The following is a 26,553-nucleotide window of genomic DNA, read 5'->3' as shown; positions in this document are numbered from 1 at the left end:
CCTTGCACTTCACTCGGCAGCGATCTGCCCAGTGCCATCCATGAAGTCAGGGAACCACGATTCATGGGCGGAGCGCAATTCCAGAATTGCAAGCGGGCGCGCTGCCCCCAGAACGACTTCCGTACCGCCGGTGCGGCCGATGACCGGCGCATTGACACCGGCTGCCCTGGCGCGCTCGGCAAGCTGCTCGGCATATTCAGCCTTGACGGTCACGACGTAACGGCCCTGATCCTCTCCGTAGAAGACAGGGATCGGATCGCGGCCAGCAACGGCATCGATCTTCGCGCCGATGCCGGACGCCATCGCCATTTCGGCAACGGCGAGCGCGAGACCGCCCGACGAGCAATCGTGAACGGCGCTGACAAGGCCGTCAACGATGAGGTCGCGGACAAAATCGCCGGTCTTGCGCTCATGGGCGAGATCGACATGCGGCGCCGGACCATCGGTGCGGCCATGGATGTCGCGCATGTAGACGGACTGGGCGATATGAGTGCCGAGACCTTCCGGTGCGCCGACGAGCAGGATATCATCGCCTTCAGCAGCAAAGCGGATGCGGGCCATGGTCGCCCAATCCTTCATCAGGCCAACGCCGCCGATGGTCGGCGTCGGCAGGATGCCCTGGCCGTTGGTCTCGTTGTAAAGCGAGACGTTGCCCGAGACGATCGGGAAATCGAGCGCGCGGCAGGCTTCGCCGATGCCCTTGATGGCATGGACCAGCTGGCTCATGATTTCCGGGCGTTCCGGGTTGCCGAAGTTCAGGTTGTCGGTGGCGGCGAGCGGCAGGGCGCCGGTCGCGGTGATGTTGCGCCAGCATTCGGCAACGGCCTGCTTGCCACCTTCATACGGATCGGCTTCGACATAGCGCGGGGTAACATCCGAGGAGAAGGCCAGCGCCTTGCTCGGATGACCATCGACCCGCACCACGCCGGCGTCGCCACCGGGAAGCTGCAGCGAATTGCCCTGGATCAGCGTATCATACTGCTCGTAGACCCAGCGGCGCGAGGAGTTGTTGGCCGAACCGACGAGCGAGAGAAGCGCATCGGCGACATCCGCCTGGGGCACATCGTTCGTGGCGAGCGGGGCAGGGGTGACGGCCGGTGTCCAGGGACGATCATATTCCGGTGCCTCGTCGCCCAGTTCCTTGATCGGCAGGTTGGCGACTTCCTCGCCCTGATGGATGACGCGGAAACGCAGGTCGTCGGTTGTCTTGCCGACGATCGCAAAATCGAGGCCCCACTTGACGAAAATCGCCTTGGCGACGTCTTCCTTCGATGGTTCCAGAACCATAAGCATGCGCTCCTGGCTTTCGGACAACATCATTTCATAGGCCGTCATGCGCTCTTCGCGCACCGGCACCTGATCGAGCTGAAGCTCGATGCCGAGGTCGCCCTTGGCGCCCATCTCGACGGCCGAGCAGGTGAGGCCGGCAGCACCCATGTCCTGAATGGCGATGACCGCGCCGGTCTTCATCAGCTCCAGGCAGGCTTCCAGCAGGCACTTTTCGGTGAAGGGGTCGCCGACCTGAACGGTCGGGCGCTTTTCCTCGATCGACTCGTCGAACTCTGCCGATGCCATGGTTGCGCCGCCGACGCCGTCACGGCCGGTCTTGGCGCCGAGGTAGACGACGGGAAGGCCGACGCCCTTGGCTTCCGAGAGGAAGATGGCGTTCGACTTGGCAAGGCCGGCTGCGAAGGCATTGACGAGGATGTTGCCGTTGTAACGGGCATCGAACTCGACTTCGCCGCCGACGGTCGGAACGCCAAAGGAGTTGCCATAACCGCCGACGCCGGCTACGACGCCGGAAACGAGGTGGCGGGTCTTCGGATGATCCGGTGCGCCGAAGCGCAGCGCATTCATCGCCGCGATCGGGCGGGCGCCCATGGTGAAGACGTCGCGCAGAATGCCGCCTACGCCGGTCGCCGCACCCTGATAGGGCTCGATATAGGACGGGTGGTTGTGGCTCTCCATCTTGAAGACGACGCAATCGCCATCATCGATATCGACAACGCCGGCATTTTCGCCCGGACCCTGAATGACGCGCGGCCCCTTGGTCGGAAGCGTGCGCAGCCACTTTTTCGAGGACTTGTAGGAGCAGTGCTCGTTCCACATGGCCGAAAAGATGCCAAGCTCGGTAAAGGTCGGCTCGCGACCGATGAGGTCCAGGATGCGCTGGTATTCATCGGGCTTCAGGCCGTGCGAGGCGATGAGATCTGGGGTGATGGGACGGGTGTTGGAAATGGTCATCGTGTTCCACTGGGTCCGTTGGGCGAGCCGGGAGCCTCGGCGCGAAGCCGAAAGCTCGGCCGCGAAGAGGCGCGCTTTTGCGGTCTCTTTAGCCTATGATGTTCTGCGGCGCGACAGGAAAATGCCCTTGCAAACAGTCATTGCCGGGGTTTTTGATCACGCTCAGGCGAAACTGTCGTAACCGGCCCGGCCGCTGTCCAGAAGACGGCGCAGGGTCAGGAAGCCGCGGCGGACCTCTTCGCGGGATGGCGAGGAAAAACCGATGCGCACCCGGTGATAGGCAACATCGGTGCGGCCGGCCTTGAACTCGTCCTCATCATCGACAAGCACGCCTTCCTCGAAGGCGGCGTGCTTGAAGGTTCCGGAAAGCCAGGGCTCCGTCAATTTCAGCCAGAGGAAGGGCACGTTGGGGTTTGAATTGAAGTCAAGCCCCGCAAAAATCTCCTGCGCGATCGCTTCCCGCGCCCGGATTTCCTCGATGGTGCGGGCGCGCAGGCGCGCCGCTTCGCCGGAGAGCACCATTCGCGCGCCAAGTTCCGCCATCAGGAAAGGCACGCCACCGCTCACCATCTTGTGGGCAATGCGGATGCGCTGGCTGAAATGCGGCGGGCAGGCGACCCAGCCGCCGCGAATGCCGGCGGCAACGGATTTCGAAAGGCCTCCGACAAGGAAGGTACGATCCGGTGCGAGTTCGGCCAGCAGCGGGGTCATGCTGCCGGTCATGGCGCCATAGAGATCATCTTCCAATAGCCAGACGCCATAGCGGCGGGCGATGTCGGCGATGGCCTGGCGTCGTTCCAGCGACAAGCTGACAACCGTCGGGTTCTGCGCCGTCGGCATCAGGAAGGCGAGTTTCGGATGCTGCTGGGCGCAGACCTTCTCAAAGTCATCCGGGTCGAGGCCGTAATCATCCGAACGCAGCAGGATCGTGCGACGGCCGATCAGCCCGGCACTGCGGCTGACCTGAGAGTAGGTGAGGTTTTCGAACGCGATCTTGTCGCCGGGCGCCGTGACGGCCGCGATCACGGCGACCGCGCCGGCGTGCGCACCGAGCGTCGGGACAATGCGCTCGGGGAGGGGGCGGAAAGTGCCTTTTGCCAACCACTGGCTGCCCGCCTCGAACCAGTGTTCGGGAAAATCGCGGGTATAGCTGGCAATCTCGGCGTGATGCTCGCGGCTGATATCGACGACGATCTTTTCCAGCGATCGGCCTTGGCCGATATCGGGAGCAGCGGTGCTATCGAAGCGCAGCTTTCCCGGTGGCGCCTTGATCGGCCGGGTGCCGGCAAGCGCCGTCGTCAGCGGATCGGCCTGCTCGGCGGGGCGGCTTTCCGTGTGTTCCAGCACATAAGTGCCGCGACCGACTTCGCCGCTTACCAGGCCGCGTTCGCGCACGATCTGATAGGCGCGTCCCACCGTGCCAAGCGTCACCCCGATATCGAAGGCGAGGTTGCGCTGCGGCGGCAGCTTTGCGCCGACCGGCAATGTGCCATCCGTAATGGCGTGCTCGATCTGCTCTGCGATGCGGGCATACATCGGGCCATCGCCTTGTTGGGGGTCTGGAATCCAATTTGTCATGGTTACAATTCTGTAGATTGAAACAATCAATGAGTCAATCAATAGTCGGACATACAAATTGTAATGGTTCAATCAATGTCTGGGTGATGCAATGGTGGCAATAGATACAATTTGCGGAGGCGCAATCCCGCCATCGCTTTCACGTCAGAAAAAGCGGCGATTTTTCAGGGCATTGCTTGATTGGATAATCGTCTGTGGCCAGAAAAGACGTAGCCGATTGGCGTTGAGCGAGATGTCGCCGGAGCAATTGCTCGACATTGGTGTCACCGCGGACGAGGCGCGGCAAGAGGCGGCGCGGCCATTTTGGAATTGAATTCAAAGGCTAGTTTTGAATGAGATGAGGCCGCCGGCTTTCCGGCTGCCTCGAACCCGGGTCAATCCTTGTTTAGAGGATCTCCAGCACCTTTTCCTTTGGACGGCAGAGGCGAACGCCTTTTTCGCTGATGACGACGGGGCGTTCCATGAGTTGCGGGTGTGCAATGAGGGCGTCCAGCAGGTCGCGGTCCGTCAACTCGGTGTTGGCAAGTCCGAGTTCGGTGTAGGCCGCTTCCCTGGTGCGCAGGAGTGCGCGGGGGGACAGATCCATCGCCACGAGCATGGCGAGCAGCAGTTCTCTTTCGGGCGGGGTTTTCATGTAGTCGACAACGATCGGCTCGGCGCCTGCCTCGCGGATCATTTCGAGAACTGCGCGGGACGTGCCGCAACGGTTGTTGTGGTAGATGGTAATGCTCATGGTCATGCCTTTTTGAATGCGACGGGTAGCGCCAAGAAGGTCAAGGAATGATGGACGCCAGCGGTGCCGGTCATTCGCATCTAAAGTGATTTCATGACGGGGATGCGAAGCTCTCCCTGCTGAACGACGGGAGGATTCGGAGCCGGCGTCGAGATGAGCTTTTATCAGCGCGGATTGAAAAGGAACTCGCTAGAATTAGCCAGGCCAGAAATCGCAGGTTGCATTCCCGCGCAATATTGAACGCGATAGGACAAAAGGCGACTCACGTTCGAGAGTCCTGAAGCCAAGTTGTTCCAGTTTTGACGGTTGGACCGGGTCGCTGTCAGGCGGCGCTCTTGCAGGTGCTGTTTCCCGTTGACCAGCGACGGATATCCGAGGTCATGCGAGCCCCGATCGCTTCGTTGAACAGCGGGCCGAACGCCTGCAGGCGAGCAGGCTGCCCTTCTGCCTGGACGACCGCCAGAGGGCGCGATTCCGGAGAATTGCGCTTGACGATCAGGATGCGCGGACGACCTGAGAAGGAGTTGAGTTCCGGCGCCAGACGATAGGCCTTGAAAGCCGGGTCGTTCGACTTGAACCAGCAGCTGCTGGCGGCCAGCGCGATCCGCTCCATCGTCGGCAGGGCGGCGGTGTTGCGCGCCGGTGCCGGCGGCTCCGTCTGGCAGCCGGCGAGGGTTGCAAGGCCGGCAAGGGCGATCGACAGGCGGAGGGATGAAACAGCGCGCATGAGCAGCCTCGTTCTTAGCGGGGCACAACGCGAATCATGTCGCGTCGTGCGGTCAGCTGCCTTCTAGCAAGCGAAGGGTTAAGCGGCGATTACGTCGAGGGCCGAGGCGAACAGGCCGCGGCCGTCGGAGCCGCCATGGGCCGCTTCGATCAGGTTTTCCGGATGCGGCATCATGCCGAGAACGTTGCCGGCCTTGTTCATCACGCCGGCGATGTCGTTCAGCGAGCCGTTCGGATTGGTGCCGTCGGCGTAGCGGAACAGAACCTGGCCGTTGTCTTCGATCGCCTTCAGGGTTTCGCTGTCGGCAAAGTAGTTGCCGTCGTGATGGGCGACGGGGCAGCGGATGATCTGGCCGGCCTGATAGGCGCGGGTGAAATCCGTGTCCGCGTTGACGACTTCAAGCTTGATCTCGCGGCAGACGAACTTGAGCGAGGCATTGCGCATCAGGGCGCCGGGCAGGAGACCGGCTTCAAGCAGGATCTGGAAGCCGTTGCAGACGCCCAGAACCTTGACGCCGGCTTCGGCCTTGGCCTTGATCGCCTGCATCACCGGCATACGGGCGGCAATCGCGCCGCAGCGCAGATAATCGCCATAGGAAAAGCCGCCGGGAATGACGATGAGATCGACATCCGGGATTTCGGTTTCCGTCTGCCAGATGGTCACCGGCGCCTTGCCGGAAATCTTGGTCAGCGCCGCGATCATGTCGCGGTCGCGATTGAGGCCGGGAAGCTGGACGACTGCAGATTTCATGGGTGCGGTTCAAACCTTGCTTGGGCCTCGGCGAGCTCGCGCAGTTCGAGGCGATTTTCAATACGGTCGAGGCGGGTTTCGTGACGCGCGAGCGTGGCATAAATATTGTTTATGTCTTGCTGGATCACGATCATCGTGCTGCGAATGTTGCCCAATTCAGACTTCATGCTCGAAATCTCAAACTTGAGATTGGACAGATCCATCTGCATTTTCTTGAGCAGTTCGTAGATCAGATCATTTGTAATGTCTGCCATCGACTATTTTCCTCAACCTTCAGGAGAGGGAAATAGAATAGTTCTCGATTACCGTGTTAGCCAGAAGTTTTTCACACATGGCCTTGAGGTCGGCTTCGGCCTTCGCCTTGTCGGCGGTTTCGATCTGAAGGTCGAAGACCTTGCCCTGGCGGACATGGCCGATGCCGTCGAAACCGAGGGCGCCGAGGGCGCCTTCGATTGCCTTGCCCTGCGGGTCCAGAACGCCGTTTTTCAGCGTCACAGTTACTCGTGCGTTGATCACTGTCGATTAATCCTGCTTACTTGACCAAAACCGGGCCGGAGCCGCGTGGCGGTTCGTTCTCGTTCATGATGCCGAGGCGACGGGCGACCTCCTGATAGGCTTCGACCAGACCTCCGAGATCGCGGCGGAACCGATCCTTGTCGAGCTTTTCCTTGGTTTCGATATCCCACAGACGGCAGCTGTCCGGCGAGATTTCGTCGGCGAGGATGATGCGCATCATGTCGCCTTCGAACAGGCGGCCGCATTCGATCTTGAAATCGACGAGCTGGATGCCGACGCCGAGGAAGAGGCCGGAAAGGAAGTCGTTTATACGGATGGCGAGCGCCATGATATCGTCGAGTTCCTGCGGATTGGCCCAGCCGAAGGCGGTGATGTGCTCTTCGGAGACCATCGGGTCATCCAGCGCATCGGCCTTGTAGTAGAACTCGATGATCGAGCGAGGCAGGATCACGCCTTCCTCGATGCCGAGGCGCTTGGCAAGCGAACCGGCGGCAACGTTGCGCACGACGATCTCAAGCGGAATGATCTCCACTTCCTTGATCAGCTGCTCGCGCATGTTGAGGCGGCGGATAAAGTGGGTCGGAATGCCGATCCGGTTCAGGTGCGTGAAGATGTATTCCGAGATACGGTTGTTCAGCACGCCCTTGCCGTCGATGATGTCGTGCTTCTTCTTGTTGAAGGCGGTGGCATCATCTTTGAAAAACTGGATCAGCGTGCCTGGCTCTGGACCTTCATAAAGGATCTTGGCCTTGCCTTCGTAAATACGGCGGCGACGATTCATCAATGGTGTCTCTATAGTTTCCGGCACGCTTGGGCCGCGCCGATATGCATTTCCTAAGCGGGTCCATAGCGGAAAAGAAACGATTTCACAATCGGCGTCTTACCCCGTCCCCGGAATTCGCGCCTTCAGTCTACTTCAAAGTCATGAAAGCGAAAAACTTCGCATTGCACTTTTGTCATGCTTTTGGTTTATGGGGCGCAGGCCGCTAAGGCAGTGAATTTCTAGGGAGATCGAACATGACCGGTATGCAGGATCGCGAAAAGGCATTCGAAGCGAAGTTCGCGCTGGATGAGGAACTGCGTTTCAAGTCCGAGGCGCGCAGAAACAAGCTGATCGGCCTGTGGGCTGCCGGTCTGCTTGGCAAGCAGGATCCCGAGGCCTATGCCCGCGAGGTTGTTGCAGCGGATTTCGAGGAAGCGGGCCATGAAGACGTCGTGCGCAAGCTGCGCGCCGATTTCGATGCTGCCGGCGTAGCGCAGACCGACGAGCAGATTCGCCACAAGATGGTCGAGCTGCTTTCCGAAGCGATCTCCCAGATCGAAAACGGCTGATAGCGCGACATTTCTCATCGAAACGCGGCCGCCCGTTGATCATCAGCGGGTGGCCGTTTTCGTTTTATCGTTCAGCGCAAGGCCGATCGGCTGGGGGAACCGCCGACCTGCTGGGGCCAGTTGCAGGCGCGCGCGAAAGCCTCGAAATCCTGCTTTTCCATCGGTTTTGCAAAAGCATAGCCCTGCAGGACATTGCAGCCCAGTTCCTGCAAGATGACGGCATGCGCGATCGTTTCGACGCCCTCGGCAACCACTTCCACATTCAGAGAGTGGCCGATATCGATGATCGAGCCGACGAGCCTGCGCTGTTCCGGCATATCGACGATCGGCTTTACCAGCGCGCGATCGATTTTCAGACGCGCGGGGCTGAGCTTGAGCAGGCCGATGATGGAGGCGTGACCCGTGCCGAAATCATCGATCTCGATGTCGATGCCGAGCGCCTTGAGCGCCGCGATGGTTTCGGAGACGCCGTCTTCCAGTTCGTCAAGAAAGATCGATTCCAGCAACTCGAAGGAAACACGCCCCTGCGGGATGTTCTGTTTTTTGAGGTTCTCGACGAGATCCGGTTCGCGCAGGCGCCGCGAGGAAACGTTCAGCGATACGCGTGCGACCGGCAGCCCCGATTGTTCCCAGTCGGCAAAATCTTCAAAAGCCTGAAGTGCAATGGCTCGGTCGATCGTTGACAGCGCGTCGATGTCCTCGGCGATTTTCAGGAAATGGTCGGGCGTCAGCAGGCCAAGGCGCGGATGGCGCCAGCGCACCAGCGTTTCGACGCCTGCTAGGTCCAGGGTTTTTGCATCGAACTGCGGCTGGTAGAAGGGGATGAACTCTCCCTCCTCGATCCCACGAATAATATCGTCTGCGGTGCGCTTGGCGTGCTGGATCTGGGTCTGCAGGTGCGCTGTAAAGAATTCGGAGCGGTTTCTTCCCAGGTTCTTGGCGCGGTAAAGCGCGATATCGGCGTTCATCAGGGATGAGCGCGCATCGTGCGCTTCGTTGCCAACCCATGCGATGCCGGCACTGGCGCCGAAACGGCAGAGATGGCCCTGATAGGGAACCGGCCGCCGCAAGAGATCAACGACACGATTTGCCATCGGAACGATATCGTCGGCGGAACTGCGGCTTGCGCAGAGAATGACGAACTCATCACCGCCGATACGGGCAACGAAATCGCCGGCTTCAACGGCTCCTGACAGAACCTGCGCGGTGTGAACGAGCATTGCGTCGCCGGCCTGATGACCGAGCGTGTCGTTGATCTGCTTGAAGCGATCAAGGTCGATATGGATGATGGCGCAGTAATCGGTCTTGCCTCCGATCCAGTCATCCAGCTGCTGGTCCAGATATCTGCGGTTGGGAAGTGCGGTCAGATGATCATGCAGGGCGTTGTACTCGATGCGTGCCTTGGCCGCTTCAAGCTCTTCGTTGCGGGCTTCCGCCAGCTGTCGGGCTTTCTCGAGTTCGTTGCGCAGCTCGATGTCTTCCGTCACATCCCAGTTGGCACCGACCAGCTTGCGCTCACCTTCGGTATCAACAAAGGCCATGGACCGCGAACGGATATACCGGACCGAGCCGTCCGGGCGCACGATGCGAAACGCATTCAGGAACGGCTCGCCGGATGCGATGCCTTCCGCGATGGTCCTAAAGGCCTGCTCATAGTCGTCTGGATGAAGGCATTCCTCGAAGATCGCACGGGAGGGATCGGTCGTTTCCGGATCGAAGCCATACATCCGGATCAGCTCGGCATCGCGAACAGCGCTTCCGCGGTCCAAATTGGCTTCGAAGACGCCGATCTTGGAAATATCGAGTGCTAGCTGCAGCCGGCGTGAAATCTCTTCCAGGCGGCCCGCATTGACTTTGCGCTCGGTTATATCCGTGTCGGTCCCGATGACCCTGGTGGGCCTGCCATCCGGCCCCCATTCGATCGAAGCCCCACGGCTTTCGATCCAGACATAGTGTCCGTCCGCGTGGCGCTCCCGGTATTCGAAGACGTTGAATTCGACTTCACCTTCGTCCTGGCGGCGAATGCATTCGAGAACCCAGGCCCTGTCGTCGGGGTGGACACTCTCGATCCAGACATCGAGTTCACCGTTGACGGCCGCATCCGGGGACAAGCCACGAATTCTTTTCCAGGCCGCCGAATAAAACAGGTCATTCGCCTGAAAATCGTGGTCCCAAACGCCCTGATGGGCGCTGTCGAGGGCATACTTCCACCGCCGCTCATGCGCCTGAGAGACGAGGAGCCTGCGCATCACGCCATCAATCGGCAATGCCTGCAGCTGATAGTGCCGCGTTCCGTCTATGTCTTTTGCCGAAATGGAGGCTTGCAACCAACCGCGTCCGGGAGATTTCAGCTCGCACAGGGCGACAGGTGCACCGGCCTCGTCCAGCGCGGCGATGGCCTGACGAAAGCTGGACGCGCACTCTTCGCTGAGAACATCCTCGAGATGAGCAGGGGGTGCTGCCCCCGGCAGGAGATCAGACAAGGCTGCATTTGAATGAAGGATGACGCCTTTGCCGTTCAGCAGGCAATACGCGGCCGGCATGCCGTCAAGAAACGCTCGAACGGCTGGATCGGTGCTGGCAAGATCGCTCGGCTTGCGCGTGCCTCTGGTTCTGGATGTCGTCACGTCCCGGCCGTCTGTCGAGTAGATTGGGCCCTATTGTCTACATCACTTGTGAAAGTCAGATTAATACGCTGAGGTACCGCCGAATGTCACGGCGATACGGGAGATTACGCATTACACCTGCAGCTTGCTCAGGAACTGCGCGAAAACCATGGTGCCTTCGGGCCATGGGCCGTGGCCGGATTCGCTGTTAATGTGCCCGGATTCGCCGGCATCGACAAGCAACGATCCCCAGGCGTTGGCGATATCGCCGGCATGATCATAGGAGCCGAAGGGGTCGTTGCGGCTGGCGATCATCACCGAGGGAAATGGAAGCGGGTCACGCGGATAAGGGCCGAAGGTCATCAGATGCTTCGGGCGGATCTTCGGATTGGTGACTTCGGGCGGAGCAACCAGAAAGGCGCCGGCAATCTTCTTCTCCACATGGGGCAGGGCATGGATCGCCGTGGCGACGCCGAGCGAATGGGCGACGATCACCACCGGCTTGGCTGAGGCATTGACCTCCTCCACCATGCGCGCAACCCAATCTTCGCGCACCGGCTTTGCCCACTCGGCCTGTTCCACGCGGCGGGCGGAGGTAAGCTTGTTCTGCCAGCGGGTCTGCCAATGGTCGGGGCCGGAATTGGTATAGCCGGGAACGATGAGGATATCTGCGTCGGATGCTTTCATAGTAACGGCGATGTGAGGTTGTCGGTCTTTGAAGTCAAGTGATGGAAAAGCAAATCGGGTGTATACTTATCGCATAAATGATCGATTCCGGCGCCATCGCAGGTTTCGAAGAATGCGGAATGTCACGATACCAGTTGCGCCGGCTTCGTCCTTGCATACTGTTTTCGGATCGACGCGGCGCAGATTTTCCCCGGAGGAGATCTCGTCATGACAGCATTTCATGTAATGGCCGGCGCCGAAGGCACCGTTGCCCATCCCGGTATCCGAAAGATCGGCGTATCCGACGTCTTCGACGCGCTCGCGCGCGGCTGGGACGATTTTTGCGAAAAACCGTCTCACTACGTCTTTCTGGGGCTGATCTATCCGATTGCCGGTGTGGTTCTGGCGGCGTGGAGTTCCGGAGCAAACATGCTGCCGCTGCTCTATCCGCTGGTCTCCGGTTTCGCCTTGATCGGCCCGATTGCGGCCATCGGACTCTATGAGATCAGCAGGCGTCGGGAAGCGGGCATGGATACATCCTGGTATCACGCGCTTGAGGTTCGCCATTCCCCCGCCATGCCGTCGATCCTTGCAATCGCAGCCATGCTGTTCGTGCTTTTCGTGGCCTGGCTGGTTGTCGCGCAGGCACTGTATGTCCAGATGATCGCCGAGGAGCCGCCGCGTTCGTTCATGGCGTTTTTGAACGGTATTCTCTACACCGAAGCCGGCTGGAACCTCATCCTTGTCGGCAATGCCGTCGGGTTCGTGTTCGCGGTCGCGGTGTTGTCGACGGTGGTGGTATCCTTCCCCTTGCTACTGGACCGGGATGTCGGCGCAGTCAGCGCGGTGCAGACGTCTATTCGGGCAACCCTGGTCAATCCATTGCCGGTGGCCGTCTGGGGGCTCATCGTCGCCGCTGGCCTCGTGATCGGGTCTATTCCCGTCTTCGTCGGCCTCGCCGTGATCATGCCGGTGTTGGGGCATGCCACATGGCATCTCTATCGAAGGATGGTGGAGCCTGAGAGGTTGGCCTGATGGAAAAAGCGCGCCCTTGAGTTCTCATGGCGCGCTTTGATGCCGTCAGCGGATGCGAGGCCGCAGGCTTCCTGCGTCCTCAGCGAAAATATTTGAAGTAGGACGAGACCTGCGCCGAGGTGTTGGACGACGACAGAAGACGGATGCCGATCTTGTCGCCGCGATACCAGTGGACGATACCGCTCATATGACCGAGTTCTTCGCTCTGGATGGTCACTTCCTGACCGGTTTTCGCATCGATATCGAAATAGAGCTGGAAACAGATCCCGGCGGGCGACAGATCCTTGACCACGCCTCGGCTGCTCTTGCCCTTGCAGGTCACTTCACCGGTGAATTTCGTTTGCGTTCTCTTGGCCTTGCGTTCGACAACCTGCTGATTTGGCATGTCTTGCCTCCCGTTTTTTCATTTGAACGGAAGCTTTTCATACAAAGCTGAGAAATCGATTGAGAAAACTGTTCGGATTTGACGCAACTGGCTCAAAGCGGAACGGAAAGGCGCCGGAGCGGAAAGGGGAGCCGCCTGGCTCCCCTTGATCCCGTCAGCCGAACACGCGGCGGAAAATCGTATCGACGTGCTTGGTGTGATAGCCAAGGTCGAATTTTTCGCGGATCGTCGCTTCCGGCAAGGCGGCGCGTACTTCCTCGTCAGCGAGCAGCTCTTCAAGGAAGTCCTTGCCCTGTTCCCAGACCTTCATGGCGTTGCGCTGGACGAGGCGGTAGGAATCCTCGCGCGAAACCCCGGCCTGGGTCAGCGCCAGAAGGACGCGCTGCGAATGCACGAGCCCGCGGAACTTGTTCATGTTCTTCAGCATGTTTTCCGGGTAGATGACCAGCTTTTCGACGACGCCGGCAAGGCGGTTCAGCGCGAAGTCGAGCGTGATCGTCGTATCCGGGCCGATGGCCCGCTCCACCGAAGAGTGCGAGATATCGCGCTCGTGCCAGAGGGCCACGTTTTCCAGCGCCGGGACGACAGACATGCGCACGAGGCGAGCAAGACCGGTCAGGTTTTCGGTCAGCACAGGGTTGCGCTTGTGCGGCATGGCCGACGAACCCTTCTGGCCCGGCGAGAAGAATTCTTCCGCTTCCAGAACTTCCGTGCGCTGCATGTGGCGGATCTCGACCGCCACGTTCTCGATCGAGGAGGCGATGACGCCGAGCGTCGCGAAGAACATGGCATGACGGTCGCGCGGGATGACCTGCGTCGAGATCGGCTCCGGCTGGAGGCCAAGCTTTTCGCAGACGTATTCCTCGACGCTCGGATCGATATTGGCGAAGGTGCCGACGGCGCCGGAGATCGCACCGGTCGCAATTTCGGCGCGGGCGGCAACGAGGCGATCACGGTTGCGGTTCATTTCGGCATAGAAGCGCGCCAACGTCAGGCCCATGGTCGTCGGCTCGGCGTGGATGCCATGGCTGCGACCGATGCGAACGGTGTCCTTGTGTTCGAATGCGCGCGCCTTGAGCGCTGCGAGCACGCGGTCCATATCTGCGAGCAGGATATCGGCGGCGCGAACGAGCTGGATGTTGAAGGTCGTGTCGAGAACGTCCGAAGAGGTCATGCCCTGATGGACAAAACGGCTGTCAGGTCCGACAAACTCCGCGAGATGGGTCAGAAAGGCGATGACGTCGTGCTTGGTGACGGCTTCGATCTCGTCGATCCGCGCGACGTTGAACTCCGCAGCGCCGCCCTTTTCCCAGATGGTCTTTGCCGCTTCCTTCGGGATGACGCCAAGTTCGGCGAGTGCGTCGCAGGCATAGGCCTCGATCTCGAACCAGATGCGGAACTTGGTTTCAGGCGACCAGATGGCGACCATTTCCGGCCGGGAATAGCGGGGGATCATGGGCTCTTCTTTCGTAATTGGATGAGTTTGGCTGTGCCTCTAGCAAAGATGGGCGGCAAGCTCAACGTTCGAGTACGTGTGGGTGGGCGGATAGCTTCGGGCGGGCGAGCCACAGGCTTGCGACAGCCAGTATGACAACTCCGAACGGCACGAAGAGACGAACGCCCATGACCACGAACTGATAGACCGAATTCGCGCCGGTAAACAGGAACTGGTAGACCCAGATGCGCGTGCCGAAGGGGGCATGCCAGCGCTCGTAGAACTGCCTGTATTGCATGGCGAAGAGGAAGGCCGTCGCCAGGACCGTGAACACCGTGAGACAGAAGAAATAGGCTGCGAAACGCGCATCGGCGCGGCGACCCTCGGCGCAGAAGCGGGCGAAGGAAAGGGCAAACGGCCAGGCCAGCACGCCGCCGCACAGATAGAGCACGAGCACGGAAGCCAGACGCGACGTTTCCGCCCGGTTTTGAAGATAGAGGGCACCGAAGGCTGCGGCCGCCATCAGCAATCCCCATGCGATTGCGCCGAGAATGATTTCGCCGCCGCCCGGCGCCGTTCGCTTCAAACGCAGCAGGATCCGCGTCGTCGGGCCTGATTTCCCGTGTGCGTCGGCACCCTTTTCAAGTCTCATGGCATATCCGTCACGGGCACGGCGATCCAGCGGCCGTCGCTGCCTTCGAAACCGTAACGGACCACCTGAACCATCACCACATGAACGGACGCGCCGCCGAATGGATGATGGATGGCCACCGCACCGATCCTGTAATCCGTCGGGCACCCGCGGCTTTCTGGCAAACGTTCGTCGAGATGCAGTGTTCGGGAGGAAGGCTTGCCGTCTTCACGGGTATAGGAAAGTCGAAAACCCTTGGTATCGCCGACAAGTCCGGCGCAGTTTTCAGGCGCGGGAAGCGGAACGTTTTCCAAGGCCAGCCTATAGGGCTCGCCGACGGGGGGCAGCGCCGCGTGGGCACGGTAGGCTAATGTCTTGCCATCGCCGCCTTCGGTCACTGGATTGTAGGCCGCGAGCAGACCGGGATTGTCGGAAACGCCGTAGCGGTTCAAGACGGCTGAGGCTGCCTTCGCCGACTGGGCGCGGACAGAGCCGAGCGAGGCACGTTCGTCGTCGATCCGCGAACGCACGGGCGTTCCTTCCAGAAAACGGTCGGCCTTCGTGTCGATCATGTAGATGTTGGAATAGGGGAAGCCGGAGCCGTCCTGCACGCCGTATTCCTCAAAAGCGAAGATGGCGCCATCCGCCGAAAAACCGATCGTCTGCAGGGAGGCGATATCCCCTGCCGACGCAGGCGCGACCGTGAGCGCAAGCCAGCCCGCGATCCATGCGATCCTGCGGGCCGGCGCGGCCATCAGCGTCCAGCCTCCGCAAGGGTGCGCAGCGTGCCGATCATGTCGCTGTAGGCTTCAATCTTTCCGCCCTTGAAGATGGCGGAGCCTGCAACAAAGACGTTGGCGCCGGCAGCCGAGATATCGGCGATCGTGTCGGTGGCGACACCGCCATCCACCTCGATATCGATCGGACGATCGCCGATCATCTTTTTGATGGCACGGATCTTGTCCAGCACCGACGGCAGGAACTTCTGGCCGCCGAAGCCGGGATTGACCGACATGACAAGAACGAGATCGACGGTATCGAGGACATATTCGATGACGCTCGGCGGCGTTGCCGGGTTCAGCGATACGCCCGCCTTCTTTCCAAGCGCGCGCACGCTCTGCAACGAGCGATGCAGGTGTGGACCGGCCTCGGCATGAACCGTGATGATGTCGCAGCCCGCCTTGGCGAAGGCTTCAAGATAGGGATCGGCCGGGGCGATCATCAAATGGCAATCGAATGTTGCCTTGGTGAAGGGGCGCAGCGATTTGATAACGTCGGGGCCGAAGGAAATGTTCGGCACGAAATGCCCGTCCATGACGTCGAGATGCACCCAGTCAGCGCCGGCATCCGTCACATCGCGCACTTCCTGGCCGAGCTTGGCGAAATCGGCCGCGAGAATGGAAGGGGCGATGCGGATTGGCAGGGTCATGATGCTTGGGCTCCAGAGTTTCCCGGGCAATACCACCGCTCAGCCATGCAAACAATATTGCAGGCGCATTTCGCCGTCAGCGTGGTGAACGCGCCTCATGCCATAGCCTTTATCTGGCTCCAGCACGGTAGGATATCGCCGTCATCGGACGATGCGTCATGCACACCGCGCGCGATGGCGCGTGCCATGGTCGACGCGGCAAGGGCGCAAAGGGTTATGAAATCCTGCTCGTCGGGCCTCGTTCCGCTTTTTCCGGTCGCGAGCGCGAAAACGATATCGCCGTCGAATGGCGTATGGGCCGGCCACAAAGCACGCGCAAAACCATCATGGGCGGAAATGGCGAGCCGCTTGGCCTCTGCCTTCGTCAGGATCGCATCCGTTGCGATCACGGCGATGGTCGTGTTGCGCATCCCGTTTGTGTCTCCGCCCATCTTGGTGCGGATGGCGCGGGCTTCCCGCGGAAAGGGATGAGGCATGCCCAGCCCGCCAAACTCGTCGCCTTCCTCGAAGGGCGCCGCCCAGAAGTGCGGCGTGGCGGTAATCGTTGCCGAACCGAGCGCATTGACCGCGACCAGCGCACCGATCGTCACGTTGCCGGCGACTGTCGAGGCGGTGCCTAGGCCTCCCTTCAGACCGGCGGTCAACGCACCAGTACCAGCGCCGGCGCTTCCGGTTTCGAAGTCAAGCCCGGCGTTGCGGGCGGCCTCGTAACCGAGCTCGCGATAGGGCGGATATCGTCCCCAATCCTTGTCGCCGCCATTGAGGAGATCGAAGAGAATTGCGGCCGGGACGATCGGAACGCGCACCGGACCGACGGCAAAGCCACGGCCGCTTTCAGCCAGCGCGCTTTGGACGCCCGAGGCGGCATCAAGCCCAAAGGCTGACCCGCCGGAGAGCACGATGGCATCGACGGACTGAACCGTGTTGTGAGGCTCCAGAAGATCCGTCTCGCGCGTGCCGGGCGCGCCCCCGAGCACCTGACAGGCCGCAACCGAAGGCTCGTCGCAGACGACGACTGAAACGCCGGATTTCAATCGCTGATCCTGGGCGTTGCCGACCTTGATGCCGGCGACATCGGTGATCGCATTTCGGATGCCCGCCTTCATGTCAGCGTTCCTGATCACCGGTTTTGCTCACTGGTTCTGCTGTGCCGGCTCAACGAAGCGATGGTTGCGCCACACCAGCAGCCGGTAGGGGGAGGGGGTGAGCTCGTGATCCGGACCGAAACGCACGGTTCCGATCGCAGTTTCAAACTGTCCACCCGCAACGGCGTCCCGTAGCGGCAGGTTCTGCGCGGAAGACGTGTCCTTGGCCGCCTCCAGGATCGTGACGGCCGAGAAGCTTGGAAGAACATATCCTTCCGCCACGATGCCGGCTTCGGAAAATTCCGTCACGATTTTTGCGGCGATCGGGTCGCGGGCATAATCGGGTAAGGCGACCGCCATCACGCCTTCCTGAAGCGGCACGGGCTGGTCGGCTGCGTTCAAGACTTCCGATCCGAGAAAGGTGAGGCCGCTGTTTTCCGCCTTGGCATCCCTGGCGATGACGGCCATGTCCGATCGATCGCCGCCCACGAACACATGGGTTGCGCCACTCTTGATCAGGCGCCGCACAAGCGAGACCTGCTGCTCCTGAGACGGGCGGAACGTATCTGTGAAAACCGGCGTCAGACCCGCTTCGCCGATCGCGGTCTTGACCGCCTCGACAAGTTCCCGGCCATGAATGGTGCCATCGTCGATCAATGCGAGCGGCTTGTCCTTCCAGCCAGAAAGGATGACCTCGGTGATCTTTTTCGCTTCGGCTGCCGCATTGGGAACAAGCCGAAAGAGAGGCCAGTTGTTCTTGAGTGCGTCTTCCATGAGGATATCGGAGCGCACGCTCACTGTGATCGCCGGGATGTTGGCGGCCGCCAGGGCAGTGAGGCTCGCCTCAAGGCTTTCCTTGCACAGAAATCCTATTGCCGCTTCCGCGCCGCTATCGACAATCGCTTTGCCCAAGGCGTCGTTATCCGCGGCTTCGCAGGTTTCTGCGACGGTGACGATCTCGCTGCCGCGTTCTTTTGCCTTAAAGGTCGCGCCATCGAGAATCTGCTTGCCCAGAAGCGCAAAGGGTCCGCTCTCGGGAGCCACGACTGCAATCTTCAGGCCTGCAGCGGACGCCGCCGACGTGCTGAGAAGCGTGACCAGGGCGAGATTGGCAATCAGTCTACGCATAATCATCCTATTCAGAGGCTGCCGCGAATACGTCATGGACGCAGTCCATTGCTGTTTTACGGATGCGGAGGATGCGGTCAAAGGAAAAAGATCGTCTTGCGGTATGCGTTTTCGTGATTGCGGCTTACATATTGTCCGTCAGCGTCTATGTGTATGCCGTCAAATCCCTGGAGAATTTCGTGTCGCGTCCGCTTGCCCTCGATCCCCTTTCCTATCGCGATGCAATGAGCCGGCTGGCAGGGCACGTCCATATCGTTACGACCGCCGAGGGGAGCGTTCGCCGCGGTGTCACCATCACCGCGGCGTGCTCGGTATCCGACGATCCGCCAACGGTTCTCGTTTGCCTCAATCTTGCCAATCCCAGAAACAGGATATTTGTGGAGAGCGGCCGCTTTGCGCTCAACGTACTCGCGGCCGACCAGATGGACCTCGCCCACGTTTTTTCCGGGCGAGACGGGATCGAGCCGGAACTGCGTTTCGATTACGGCAACTGGACAACGCTTTCGACGGGGGCGCCGGTGCTTTCCCGTGCGCTTGCCGCATTCGATTGCGAGATAATCGACAGCAAAGCAATCGCCACGCATATGGTGCTTTTCGGCAAGGTGATGGCCATGGAAATCGGCGATCCCCGCGAAGCGCTGGTTTATTTCCACCGCGATTACCACACTCTTTGATGTTGGTCACACGACATAGGCGAAAGGCCGTCCGGTCTTTAAGAACCGGACGGCCTTTCGCTTGCATGTTCTCTCAAGCGTTTCTGACAACACCTTTTACCGTGTCTTTCCTGGAGACTTTAGCCACCGGTGCCGGACTGTGGTGTCGGATCCTGATCAACGGGCGCTGGCTGCTGAACATCACTGCTGGGCGTTGTCGGCGCGTCGGTTGCGGTCTCCGCCGGCGTCACCTGCTGCGTCTCAGTCGCGGCGTCGTTATCGGTGCTTTCACCGAAAATTTCGGCGCCCGCCCAGGCGACGAGTGCCAGCAGCAGGCCGCAGACGAGGACGATGAAAATAGGTTTCCCTAAAGGCCCCTGCCGAGCTTCTGTCGTCGTGGCGCGGACCTTCTTGTCCGCTTCCGCGCTTGCAACGCGATCTCCACGTTCATCGATGTAGGTCGCCATGACATGCACTCCTTCGCATATATTTCTTGCTGTGAAGGAGAATGGAAAAAAGCTGGAAAAGTTCCTCGCAAGCGCGAGGCGATCTATCGGCCGCGCTTACACTTTTATGTCTTTGTTCTTTGGCAGACCCGCTGCGTGCATTTTTGAGAGGCGCACCGTGTCGCATCGACCGGCTCATGCACAATCACTTTTGACATGCGCAGGCGAACAGCTTCCCAGCTCATGGGCGCGCACGGCTAAGAAACGACCCGACGTGGAAATTTTCAAGGGAATACAGAGAGTTCGTCTTGGTGAAAGACTTTGGAGGCCTCGCCCGGAATTGAACCGGGGTACAAGGATTTGCAGGCCTCGCAGGATGCAGGAAAATCAACGTTTGTTATGAACAATCGCGGGTGTTTCGGCATTTTCGGCCGATTTTTCAGCATTGTTTTTGTTCATAATTTTGGGCTGTTCATAATGGCCGAAACGCTTCTTCGTGGCGTTGAGCGTCCGCAGTTCCGTCTCTTTTGCATAGCCGCTGTAGGCGCGCGAGGTACGGTGCCGCGACAAGGCCCGGCCTTCCCCTTCGGTCAACCCGAGCTCTTCCAGTTCGGTCATTCCGCCGTGGCGGGCCTTGTCCAGCGTGAAACCGGGCATGCCGACCTTCGCGGCCAGCGCGGCAACTTCCTGTGTCAGGTAGCCGCCGTCACCGAAGAGGTTGCCGTTGTGTTGCGCCACGATCGAAACGCCGTACCGAGGCACCTGCTTCAGGATCTTCTCAGCGTCGGGATAGAGTGAGACGAGCTGGCCGTCATCGTCAATGAACTCAAGCGGGTGCAGCGCCGGCTCGCCCGTCTTACGGTGACGCACTGAAATCTTGTCCGGATGCGCCGCGCCACGATAGCCGGTCCACGCGGCATAGCCAGCGCCGATGCTGGTAGGGCGCATCAGCCATTCAAATGCCAGTATGGCAGCCGCGGCCAGCTCACCGCGCTTTTCTTTGATAGCCGCGTTGGCGAACCTGTAGACCGTCGCGCGATCGACGTAACCCTTGATGTTCTTCACGCGCTTTTTGACCGTCACACCTTCCCACGGGTTTTTCGTGTCCTGGCGAAACATTTCGGGGTAGTGCGGTATCATGCGCTTCCACATCGTCTTGCAGTAGGAAACGACTTTCTCGGCCGAGCGCGGCGCGTCGGCAAACTCTTTGTAGATCTTCTCTGCGGTGCGAACCGACACCTGATTGATTTTCGCGTCACCGATCCTGACTAGCAGGCCAGATTTTTCCGCTCTGATCTTTGTGTCCGAGACGCGGTCCAGGATGCGCTTGTAATCCGGCCGGCTGAACTCCTGCACGTTTTCAAGAAAGCTGTCATGGGAGAGGTACGTGTTGATCAGCCACTCGATGCTGCCATATCGGCTGGTGTCCACCTCATGACCGCCGCGCCGCTCGACAAGCCATGCGTCGAGCCTATCGTTCCAGAGCTTGGCCGCCGCGTGCAATTCTTTGACAGAGAGGTTTTCACCGAGCGGTGACGCCTTGTAAGGACTTCCGAGCTTCCGGTATCGCATCGGGCAGATCCAGTAAAAACCGGTGGCGCCGCTCGCAAGCGTGCGAAACGACGTGTAGCGAGGCATCTCCATCGGGACCATCAAAGTCCCTCCGGGTCGCCGGCGCTTACGGCCGATGCCGGGTTTATCACCTGGTCTATGTCCACCTTCCGCCAAGCCCGGAATTTCCCTTTCCCGGACCCAACGTCAATGAATGGCTCGGGCCAGATTTTCCCGACCCTGCTCAAAAACTGTTCTACCGTCCGCTCCCCAGCATAGGCAGCGGCATGTTCGTCTCGTAAGAGGGCGGGCCAACAGCCCGCCGGGATCTCGGCAGTGCGTCTCATTTGTCCCCGTTATTCCCGCTATTCACAAGCCAATGAAGGTCACGATCGCGCCAGCGTTGCAATTCCACCTTGGCGTGACCAACGATGCCTTTGCGCCTCACCCCGCAGAACTCTTCCACTGCGGCTTCCGTCAGTAAGGCAAGCTGGGTTCGGTGCTTGAGGACGTGGCGAACGAAAAGCGTTCCTGCATCAATGTCCCGCTTCAGCGACGGACAATGGCGCACGCACTCTAAGGCGCAGTCTTTATGCACCAGAGGTTCGACTTGCATAATGCAGCCACCTTGGGCTCCGCTCACGCGGAAGCTCGCATGCGATAGAGAGATCTTCGTGCGACCCGCAAGCGGACGAGCGCAAAGGTCGCAGCGCTCGCATATGATCAGTTCGCGTTGACGCGTCATGTGGGGTTTGCCGAAAATTGGCTTGCCGGTGCCGCGCGCCTCGTGATCGCAGATGGCAGGAACCTTTGCATGCGGGCAGGTGGCGATGAACATCTGGGCCGCTTCGCCACTCCAGAGCGCTGCATAAGGGACGGGGACCGCTCCCCAACTTAACTGCTGATGTCGGAGGGTCACATTCACGCTTGCTGCTCCTCTGGTTCATCGTGACGATGATCCTCGATCGCCGCGTCGAGCAGCGAGCGAAGCCGGATTAGCTCGGGGTATGAAAACGTGACGGTGTTGAAATCTCCGTTGCCGGAGTTGAGCAGCTTGAACCGGTCGCCGTGGACCGTGATCTGGATCGGGCCCATTTTATAGCTCATCCGTGCCGCCCCTTCCGGACAAGGCTTTTGCATCGCCGTGGCGGTAATTTGCCCAAGGGTCGTCATGCCAGCCCCCGGTCAGGCGGTAAAACGGGCGCTCGTCCCATTTCCCGCGATTGACCTGCTTGCAGCCGCGAATAGCCTCCGGGTTGCCGTCGGACACGTCCCTGAAAACGTGGTAGGACGGCGTCTGAATGCCTGCCTCATCCGCTTCCTTCAAAAGTGCTTCGAAGCGCTCCTGCCATTCGAGGGGCATGGCTTCGAGAGCTAGACGGGGAATTACGAGGTAAGGCGTGCGGTACAGGCGCGAGCCGAAAACGTCGCTCATAGCTCTGCCCTCGCGGTTGCCAAGCACTTCTCCCACATAGCCGCCGGGATGACTGTCGGGTCCATGCTGCGCGTCAGGACTTTGCGAACCTCGGCTTCGGCGCACTCGTAGTCCATCATCAGTTCAATTAGCTCTTCCTCAACCTCATCGTTGTCGCCGAGGGTCAACTTGTCTTCGAGCGTCAGACACTCCTCGCAGACAGCTTCCTCGCCGACGGCACGGGCGCCGCTCTCGGCATCGCATTCGTAGCTGCAACGGCTGCAGCACGCACCCATGCCTGCTCTGATCCAGTGATGTGCCTTGATCTCATCGACCTGAAGCCCATCCATGGCCTCAGCGCGGGCAACGTCGATCTCGGCGCTAGAGAGCTCCTTCGCGAGCTTATCCTCCGGAAGGGTGAGCGCCCGGCCGATCTCTTCTTCGTTCCAGCCGTGGTAGTGCAGGAGCTGGCGCAAGGCGTCGAGCCTGTCCTTTGCGTGGAATGGGTGCCAGTCGAACTCGCCATAGTGGCCGCCGACCCATATGGTTGTCACTGATACGGCGGCTGGCGCTGTTGCTGCCAACAGCTGCGCGGGGATTGCTGGCGTTACGGCAAGCGCTGCGGCGCTAGTCAAAAAGGCGCGACGGTTAAGCATTGGTCCCTGCCTCCCTCTGTGAGGGTGATGGGGGGTAGCCAGCTCCGCCATTTCTTGGCAAAAACCTGCAGCCTAGAAACGGACAATGCGCAAGTTCATGCCCAAGCCGAAATTTTCTTACCCTTCGCAATGGACTATCTTGGACAGCAATGAGGCTGCTGAAGCTGAGGCAGAGCTCCACCGAGAGATGTCGAAAGAGCACATTCTCTACGGGGCGAATACCAAGGCAATTGCAAAACGCACGGGCCGGAGCGATTACCTCTTCCAAATCCCCGACAATGTGTTTGCTCAAATCCATCTGACATGGAGTGTAGAGAACGCGCCAGAATGGCCGTCGACGGACCTTTATTATTCGATGGAGGAATGGAAAGACGCGTTCGAAGAAGAATTTAACGCCCCTCCTATCAAGTAGCATATGCGCTGCCAAACTCTGTGCGGGTGGCAGCACGTTCGTGGTCCTAAAGGAAGCAAATGCTTGCCATCTACAGCTAGCGCCCTGTACCTGGTGAGAGACAAAGGGATGGTCGAAGAGGCGTGAGTTATGGTTTCCGCGTAATGCCGACGCCGATCTTCGTTCAACAGATTGGAAGTTTATGTCAGAGCTGGACAGCCTCAATGGCGACAAGATGCGATTACCCGTGAATAAATATGACCTAGACGCTGTTGAGAAACTCGGAGCAGCGGATTTTCCCGCCATCACCCCACTACTCGACGGCCTAGCCGCTTGGATTGCCGACGGTAATTGGCCCGTGGCGAAGCCGATCGCTGATCTGTTTGTTGCAACTGGTGCTGCCGCAATTCCTGCATTGCGCCGGGTACTGCAGGGAAATGACGCGATCCACCAGCGTTTTGCGCTTCTTTTGGTCATCGATAGACTTCCACCCGCTACTGCTGGGCTGCTTCGTAGCGATCTGGAGCAGATGGTTAGGTCGCCTACTCTGGACCAAGTTAGGGAAGATGTTGCGGAGCTGGCTGAACGTATCCTGCGGAAACTACGGGTCTGACGAATATGATTGTTTTGGCCCCGGTCGAGGCAATGCGTGCCTGCCATTTGATCAACGGGTGGCAGTGTTTCCGGTGATGGCGCCCAGGCTACCGCTTTGGCTTCGATGACAAGTTCAGGATTGACTGACGCCCATACGAAGCCGTGACCGCTGAAGCAGCGTTCCCACCGTACAGGGATGGTCACAAGGCACTCGTATCCTTCCGGTCGATTAGCTTCCTCCGGGGGCAACCACTTCCCGGCGCGGCGCTGGACGGGTTCGCCCCTGCGGCGCAAATGCTTGTAGCCTGCGATATCGCACTCTGGGCATACTTCTACGGTCCCTGCGGTTTCTGATGAGGGTGAAATTGGGGCAGTGTCCGACGCGGGAACGTCGCTGGTTGGGGAATTGGAGAGAAACCTTTGATAATAGGCCTTAGCAGTTTTCCAGTCCCAACCGATGCGGCGACCAATTTCCGGCCACTCTTCACCGTCGTTAAGCATCGCTTCTATAGTCGGGATGTGGCCTTGTGCTTCGAGACCGAACACAATCGGAACTGATGAGGGCGTCGCCTCTTCGAACGCATTTCCTACGCCGATCGACAAAACTGGCCCGAACTGCGTATTGAAGTGGTGTGGGTTACCCTTCAATTTACGCAAATTGCCGGAAAATACGACGGTAAAGCACTCGTCACCCTTTGCGAGTTCTTTCGCAGGCGGCAGGGGACCGGATGCGGGCCAGAATGTCACCGTCTCGCCGCTGCTTGTGCATTCCATGATCCACTCGGCTATACCGCGGTCATCAGCATCAATTGGGGCATGCCAGCTTGTCAGATGCCCGTCGGCGTCTCGGCTCTCGGCTTGCCAGCCTTGTGCCCGCAATTCCTGACTGGTCTGGAGGTTCACAGGGTTAGGATTTTTCACTTGGACGCCTCCGCCTTTTCGTCGGCGATGAGCTGCGCGACCCGGTTACGATCGAGCCAAACCACGAGGCCCATTTTCACGGTGCCGTTCGGCCCGATCGGTTGCTCGGTGCCGAAGGTGATCTTCGTGACGCCTCGGTTCATGTTCATGCTGTCGGCGCACTGGTCGAGCGCCTGAAACTGAATAGTGTCGTCGCCGTAGGCGGTAAGGAGAGTTGAAAGTTTCACTGTTGCACCTCTTGGCACTGGGGCCGGTTGGCAAACCAAAGGAGAACGTCGGCGTGGCAATCCTCGTCGGGTTCGCACCAGCACGCGAGATTGCGGCCGCCCAGTTTCTTGACGACGTGAGAGTGGATGGCCTCGTCCGTAAGGAGGCACGCTCGGAAGCGCCGAACCGCGTCCATGTTGTCGGCGCAGACATAATCGAGGTGGCCGAAATTCCAGCCCCAGCGGCGCACCTGCTTTCGATCGACAGGGCCGCCGACGACATAGGGATTTCCGAACGCGGATGGCCGCGCCACGTTGACGGCGGGCAGGCCGTTCGCAGCCTTCGAGAGCGCTTGAAGATCGAAACCGGCCGCGCGGGACAGGCGAAGGCGGAGGGGGCTATCCATGTTTACGCCCCAAGATAGCGGCGAGTAGCATGCGGTCGCTCTCCGCCTTAATCAGGTCCGCTTGCCGCGCGACGTGGCGATCAAGCTCTCTTCTGAGAACCGGATGAATGATCATCGTGCCGTCGGCCATCCTGTAAGCGCCGGGCTTGCTTCGGATCTGGCCGAAGTTGGTAAGGACGTCGACCATGGCGCGCATGTCATCAGAGATTGCGGGTTTGGGAGGGACGAGCGCCTCGGCACTCTCGATGATCCTGCTCGAGGTGAAGGATAGACCGCTTCGAGTAAGATTGATCATCGTTACACCGAGACGTTCAGGATGTCGGCCACGCCTTCGAGCACGTCGCTCGTAAGCTCAGCTGGCATGTCGGAGCCCATGACGCCGTAGATCGCGGCCCAGAGCGAAGTGCCGTCGAGTTTGGCAGGCCGCGGTGCCGGAGCATTCAGGTCGCCGAAGCGATAAGTATCGAGCTCGCCATCGGGCAATACCTCGCCGGTGTCGATATCGACGACCGGGGAGCCTTCGAGGCATTCAGCGTGGCAAATCCCCATTTCTATATCGGTGGCGCAGAGATCATCTGCCTCCAGGACTTCGAGGCAAACGGGGCAGACGTCATGGCCGTTTGCCGACAGCGCGGCTATTGCGGCTTCATGTTTAGTCCCACTATCGTGTGGCGTGCGAGCGGGTTGATAATGGATGAGGAAATGGCCAGAAGAAGTCAGTTCCAAGGGATTTGCCACGACGTTCTTGATACCTTCGTCAGCAGATACAACGATCTTAATGGCTACTGGGCGCTTGGCCAGTTCGTAAACATCCTTCACGCCGGGTCACAAGAGCTAAAGTTCCTATTGTGTGATGGGGAAACACTGCCTTCGCACCCAGATCTCAACGCTACCTCGTTGTATTACCAACGAGCGGTTCTGAGGCTAATGGCCGCAAATAAAATGCCTCCGGAATGGTGCGGCAACGCAATCGTAGGGTTTTCCCACGCAGGGCCGACGACTGCTTCTTGTTACGTTGCAATAACGACTGATCT

The 26,553-nt window shown here is 59.7% G+C and carries 33 protein-coding genes; 6 read left to right on the top strand and 27 right to left on the bottom strand.

Annotation, left to right across the window (positions count from 1 at the left end):
- Positions 1-9: 9 nt before the first annotated feature.
- A complete protein-coding gene (gene purL, locus BLX89_RS19500; RefSeq protein ID WP_075292637.1) occupies positions 10-2,244 on the bottom strand; it encodes a phosphoribosylformylglycinamidine synthase subunit PurL in 2,235 nt (744 codons plus the stop codon).
- A gap of 162 nt (positions 2,245-2,406) precedes the next feature.
- Complete coding sequence (locus BLX89_RS19490; RefSeq protein WP_075292635.1) at positions 2,407-3,822, bottom strand: aminotransferase-like domain-containing protein; 1,416 nt, start codon at positions 3,820-3,822, stop codon at positions 2,407-2,409.
- Between the two features lie 91 nt (positions 3,823-3,913).
- Here BLX89_RS19490 and BLX89_RS25375 point away from each other — a divergent pair, with 91 nt between their 5' ends.
- A complete protein-coding gene (locus tag BLX89_RS25375; protein WP_143523689.1) occupies positions 3,914-4,135 on the top strand; it encodes a DUF1127 domain-containing protein in 222 nt (73 codons plus the stop codon).
- A 72-nt stretch (positions 4,136-4,207) separates the two neighbouring features.
- On the opposite strand, the gene arsC is transcribed toward BLX89_RS25375, so the two are convergent.
- From arsC to purC, 6 genes are all read right to left on the bottom strand, one after another.
- Positions 4,208-4,555 (bottom strand): arsenate reductase (glutaredoxin), encoded by a 348-nt coding sequence (arsC, locus tag BLX89_RS19480; protein WP_075292797.1) that lies wholly within the window; start codon positions 4,553-4,555, stop codon positions 4,208-4,210.
- Positions 4,556-4,877: 322 nt separating this feature from the next.
- Positions 4,878-5,282, bottom strand: coding sequence for a hypothetical protein (locus BLX89_RS19475; protein WP_075292633.1), 405 nt, complete (start codon positions 5,280-5,282; stop codon positions 4,878-4,880).
- A gap of 78 nt (positions 5,283-5,360) precedes the next feature.
- Positions 5,361-6,032 carry a phosphoribosylformylglycinamidine synthase subunit PurQ gene (gene purQ, locus BLX89_RS19470; protein WP_075292632.1) on the bottom strand — a complete coding sequence of 224 codons (672 nt, stop codon included), beginning with the start codon at positions 6,030-6,032 and terminating at the stop codon, positions 5,361-5,363.
- On the bottom strand, positions 6,029-6,286 hold the full coding sequence (locus BLX89_RS19465) for a hypothetical protein (RefSeq protein ID WP_075292631.1): 258 nt from the start codon (positions 6,284-6,286) through the stop codon (positions 6,029-6,031). Before BLX89_RS19465 ends, purQ begins: the two co-directional genes overlap by 4 nt.
- Before the next feature lie 19 nt (positions 6,287-6,305).
- Positions 6,306-6,548 (bottom strand): phosphoribosylformylglycinamidine synthase subunit PurS, encoded by a 243-nt coding sequence (purS, locus tag BLX89_RS19460; protein ID WP_075292630.1) that lies wholly within the window; start codon positions 6,546-6,548, stop codon positions 6,306-6,308.
- Positions 6,549-6,564: 16 nt separating this feature from the next.
- Positions 6,565-7,329: a phosphoribosylaminoimidazolesuccinocarboxamide synthase gene (purC, locus tag BLX89_RS19455; protein WP_075292629.1), complete on the bottom strand. Its 765-nt coding sequence runs from the start codon at positions 7,327-7,329 to the stop codon at positions 6,565-6,567.
- A 236-nt stretch (positions 7,330-7,565) separates the two neighbouring features.
- Here purC and BLX89_RS19450 point away from each other — a divergent pair, with 236 nt between their 5' ends.
- Positions 7,566-7,880, top strand: coding sequence for a DUF1476 domain-containing protein (locus tag BLX89_RS19450; RefSeq protein WP_075292628.1), 315 nt, complete (start codon positions 7,566-7,568; stop codon positions 7,878-7,880).
- A 71-nt stretch (positions 7,881-7,951) separates the two neighbouring features.
- Here the strand turns inward: BLX89_RS19450 and BLX89_RS19445 are convergent, their stop codons facing one another.
- Complete coding sequence (locus BLX89_RS19445) at positions 7,952-10,507, bottom strand: sensor domain-containing protein (RefSeq protein WP_075292627.1); 2,556 nt, start codon at positions 10,505-10,507, stop codon at positions 7,952-7,954.
- 111 nt (positions 10,508-10,618) lie between these two features.
- The gene (locus tag BLX89_RS19440; protein WP_075292626.1) at positions 10,619-11,173 is read right to left on the bottom strand and encodes an RBBP9/YdeN family alpha/beta hydrolase; all 555 of its coding nucleotides are present in this window, start codon (positions 11,171-11,173) and stop codon (positions 10,619-10,621) included.
- Positions 11,174-11,380: 207 nt separating this feature from the next.
- Between BLX89_RS19440 and BLX89_RS19435 the strand changes: the two genes are divergently transcribed.
- Positions 11,381-12,187, top strand: a complete 807-nt coding sequence (locus BLX89_RS19435) for a DUF2189 domain-containing protein (protein ID WP_075292625.1) — start codon at positions 11,381-11,383, stop codon at positions 12,185-12,187.
- A gap of 79 nt (positions 12,188-12,266) precedes the next feature.
- Here BLX89_RS19435 and BLX89_RS19430 read toward each other — a convergent pair whose 3' ends face one another.
- The 7 genes from BLX89_RS19430 to BLX89_RS19400 form a co-directional block, all read right to left on the bottom strand.
- Positions 12,267-12,572, bottom strand: coding sequence for a PilZ domain-containing protein (locus BLX89_RS19430; RefSeq protein WP_075292624.1), 306 nt, complete (start codon positions 12,570-12,572; stop codon positions 12,267-12,269).
- A 154-nt stretch (positions 12,573-12,726) separates the two neighbouring features.
- Entirely contained in the window at positions 12,727-14,028 is a 1,302-nt protein-coding gene (gene purB / locus BLX89_RS19425) for an adenylosuccinate lyase (RefSeq protein WP_075292623.1), read from the bottom strand.
- A 61-nt stretch (positions 14,029-14,089) separates the two neighbouring features.
- Positions 14,090-14,659 (bottom strand): hypothetical protein, encoded by a 570-nt coding sequence (locus BLX89_RS19420; protein WP_245292872.1) that lies wholly within the window; start codon positions 14,657-14,659, stop codon positions 14,090-14,092.
- Positions 14,656-15,393 carry a DUF2259 domain-containing protein gene (locus tag BLX89_RS19415; protein WP_075292622.1) on the bottom strand — a complete coding sequence of 246 codons (738 nt, stop codon included), beginning with the start codon at positions 15,391-15,393 and terminating at the stop codon, positions 14,656-14,658. The genes BLX89_RS19420 and BLX89_RS19415 overlap by 4 nt, the downstream gene beginning before the upstream one ends.
- Entirely contained in the window at positions 15,393-16,067 is a 675-nt protein-coding gene (gene rpe, locus BLX89_RS19410) for a ribulose-phosphate 3-epimerase (protein WP_075292621.1), read from the bottom strand. Before rpe ends, BLX89_RS19415 begins: the two co-directional genes overlap by 1 nt.
- Before the next feature lie 95 nt (positions 16,068-16,162).
- Complete coding sequence (locus BLX89_RS19405) at positions 16,163-17,173, bottom strand: P1 family peptidase (RefSeq protein ID WP_075292620.1); 1,011 nt, start codon at positions 17,171-17,173, stop codon at positions 16,163-16,165.
- A gap of 27 nt (positions 17,174-17,200) precedes the next feature.
- Positions 17,201-18,283, bottom strand: a complete 1,083-nt coding sequence (locus BLX89_RS19400) for a branched-chain amino acid ABC transporter substrate-binding protein (protein ID WP_075292795.1) — start codon at positions 18,281-18,283, stop codon at positions 17,201-17,203.
- Between the two features lie 221 nt (positions 18,284-18,504).
- Here BLX89_RS19400 and BLX89_RS19395 point away from each other — a divergent pair, with 221 nt between their 5' ends.
- Positions 18,505-18,954, top strand: coding sequence for a flavin reductase family protein (locus BLX89_RS19395; RefSeq protein WP_245292879.1), 450 nt, complete (start codon positions 18,505-18,507; stop codon positions 18,952-18,954).
- A gap of 119 nt (positions 18,955-19,073) precedes the next feature.
- Here the strand turns inward: BLX89_RS19395 and BLX89_RS19390 are convergent, their stop codons facing one another.
- The 6 genes from BLX89_RS19390 to BLX89_RS19365 form a co-directional block, all read right to left on the bottom strand.
- Positions 19,074-19,400, bottom strand: coding sequence for a hypothetical protein (locus BLX89_RS19390; RefSeq protein WP_075292619.1), 327 nt, complete (start codon positions 19,398-19,400; stop codon positions 19,074-19,076).
- A 366-nt stretch (positions 19,401-19,766) separates the two neighbouring features.
- Positions 19,767-21,032 carry a hypothetical protein gene (locus BLX89_RS19385; RefSeq protein WP_075292618.1) on the bottom strand — a complete coding sequence of 422 codons (1,266 nt, stop codon included), beginning with the start codon at positions 21,030-21,032 and terminating at the stop codon, positions 19,767-19,769.
- 241 nt (positions 21,033-21,273) lie between these two features.
- Positions 21,274-21,855: a hypothetical protein gene (locus BLX89_RS19375; protein ID WP_245292871.1), complete on the bottom strand. Its 582-nt coding sequence runs from the start codon at positions 21,853-21,855 to the stop codon at positions 21,274-21,276.
- Entirely contained in the window at positions 21,852-22,037 is a 186-nt protein-coding gene (locus tag BLX89_RS24380) for a hypothetical protein (protein WP_143523687.1), read from the bottom strand. Before BLX89_RS24380 ends, BLX89_RS19375 begins: the two co-directional genes overlap by 4 nt.
- Positions 22,027-22,365 (bottom strand): hypothetical protein, encoded by a 339-nt coding sequence (locus tag BLX89_RS19370; protein WP_075292616.1) that lies wholly within the window; start codon positions 22,363-22,365, stop codon positions 22,027-22,029. Before BLX89_RS19370 ends, BLX89_RS24380 begins: the two co-directional genes overlap by 11 nt.
- A complete protein-coding gene (locus tag BLX89_RS19365; protein WP_075292615.1) occupies positions 22,362-23,000 on the bottom strand; it encodes a hypothetical protein in 639 nt (212 codons plus the stop codon). The genes BLX89_RS19370 and BLX89_RS19365 overlap by 4 nt, the downstream gene beginning before the upstream one ends.
- Positions 23,001-23,085: 85 nt before the next feature.
- Between BLX89_RS19365 and BLX89_RS19360 the strand changes: the two genes are divergently transcribed.
- Both BLX89_RS19360 and BLX89_RS19355 read left to right on the top strand, forming a co-directional pair.
- Entirely contained in the window at positions 23,086-23,412 is a 327-nt protein-coding gene (locus tag BLX89_RS19360; protein WP_075292614.1) for a hypothetical protein, read from the top strand.
- A 181-nt stretch (positions 23,413-23,593) separates the two neighbouring features.
- On the top strand, positions 23,594-24,004 hold the full coding sequence (locus tag BLX89_RS19355; RefSeq protein ID WP_075292613.1) for a DUF5071 domain-containing protein: 411 nt from the start codon (positions 23,594-23,596) through the stop codon (positions 24,002-24,004).
- An 898-nt stretch (positions 24,005-24,902) separates the two neighbouring features.
- On the opposite strand, the gene BLX89_RS19350 is transcribed toward BLX89_RS19355, so the two are convergent.
- The 4 genes from BLX89_RS19350 to BLX89_RS24375 are packed head-to-tail and all read right to left on the bottom strand — an operon-like array spanning position 24,903 to position 26,338.
- Entirely contained in the window at positions 24,903-25,133 is a 231-nt protein-coding gene (locus BLX89_RS19350; RefSeq protein ID WP_075292612.1) for a hypothetical protein, read from the bottom strand.
- Positions 25,130-25,519: a DUF4326 domain-containing protein gene (locus BLX89_RS19345; RefSeq protein ID WP_075292611.1), complete on the bottom strand. Its 390-nt coding sequence runs from the start codon at positions 25,517-25,519 to the stop codon at positions 25,130-25,132. Before BLX89_RS19345 ends, BLX89_RS19350 begins: the two co-directional genes overlap by 4 nt.
- On the bottom strand, positions 25,512-25,814 hold the full coding sequence (locus tag BLX89_RS19340; RefSeq protein WP_075292610.1) for a hypothetical protein: 303 nt from the start codon (positions 25,812-25,814) through the stop codon (positions 25,512-25,514). The genes BLX89_RS19345 and BLX89_RS19340 overlap by 8 nt, the downstream gene beginning before the upstream one ends.
- Before the next feature lie 2 nt (positions 25,815-25,816).
- On the bottom strand, positions 25,817-26,338 hold the full coding sequence (locus tag BLX89_RS24375; protein WP_143523686.1) for a hypothetical protein: 522 nt from the start codon (positions 26,336-26,338) through the stop codon (positions 25,817-25,819).
- Between the last annotated feature and the right edge of the window lie 215 nt (positions 26,339-26,553).

It is taken from the genome of Pararhizobium arenae (genome assembly GCF_001931685.1).
Taxonomy (GTDB): domain Bacteria; phylum Pseudomonadota; class Alphaproteobacteria; order Rhizobiales; family Rhizobiaceae; genus Pararhizobium; species Pararhizobium arenae.
Note: the sequence above shows the minus strand (reverse complement) of the source record. Positions and strands in the feature narration are given on the sequence as shown.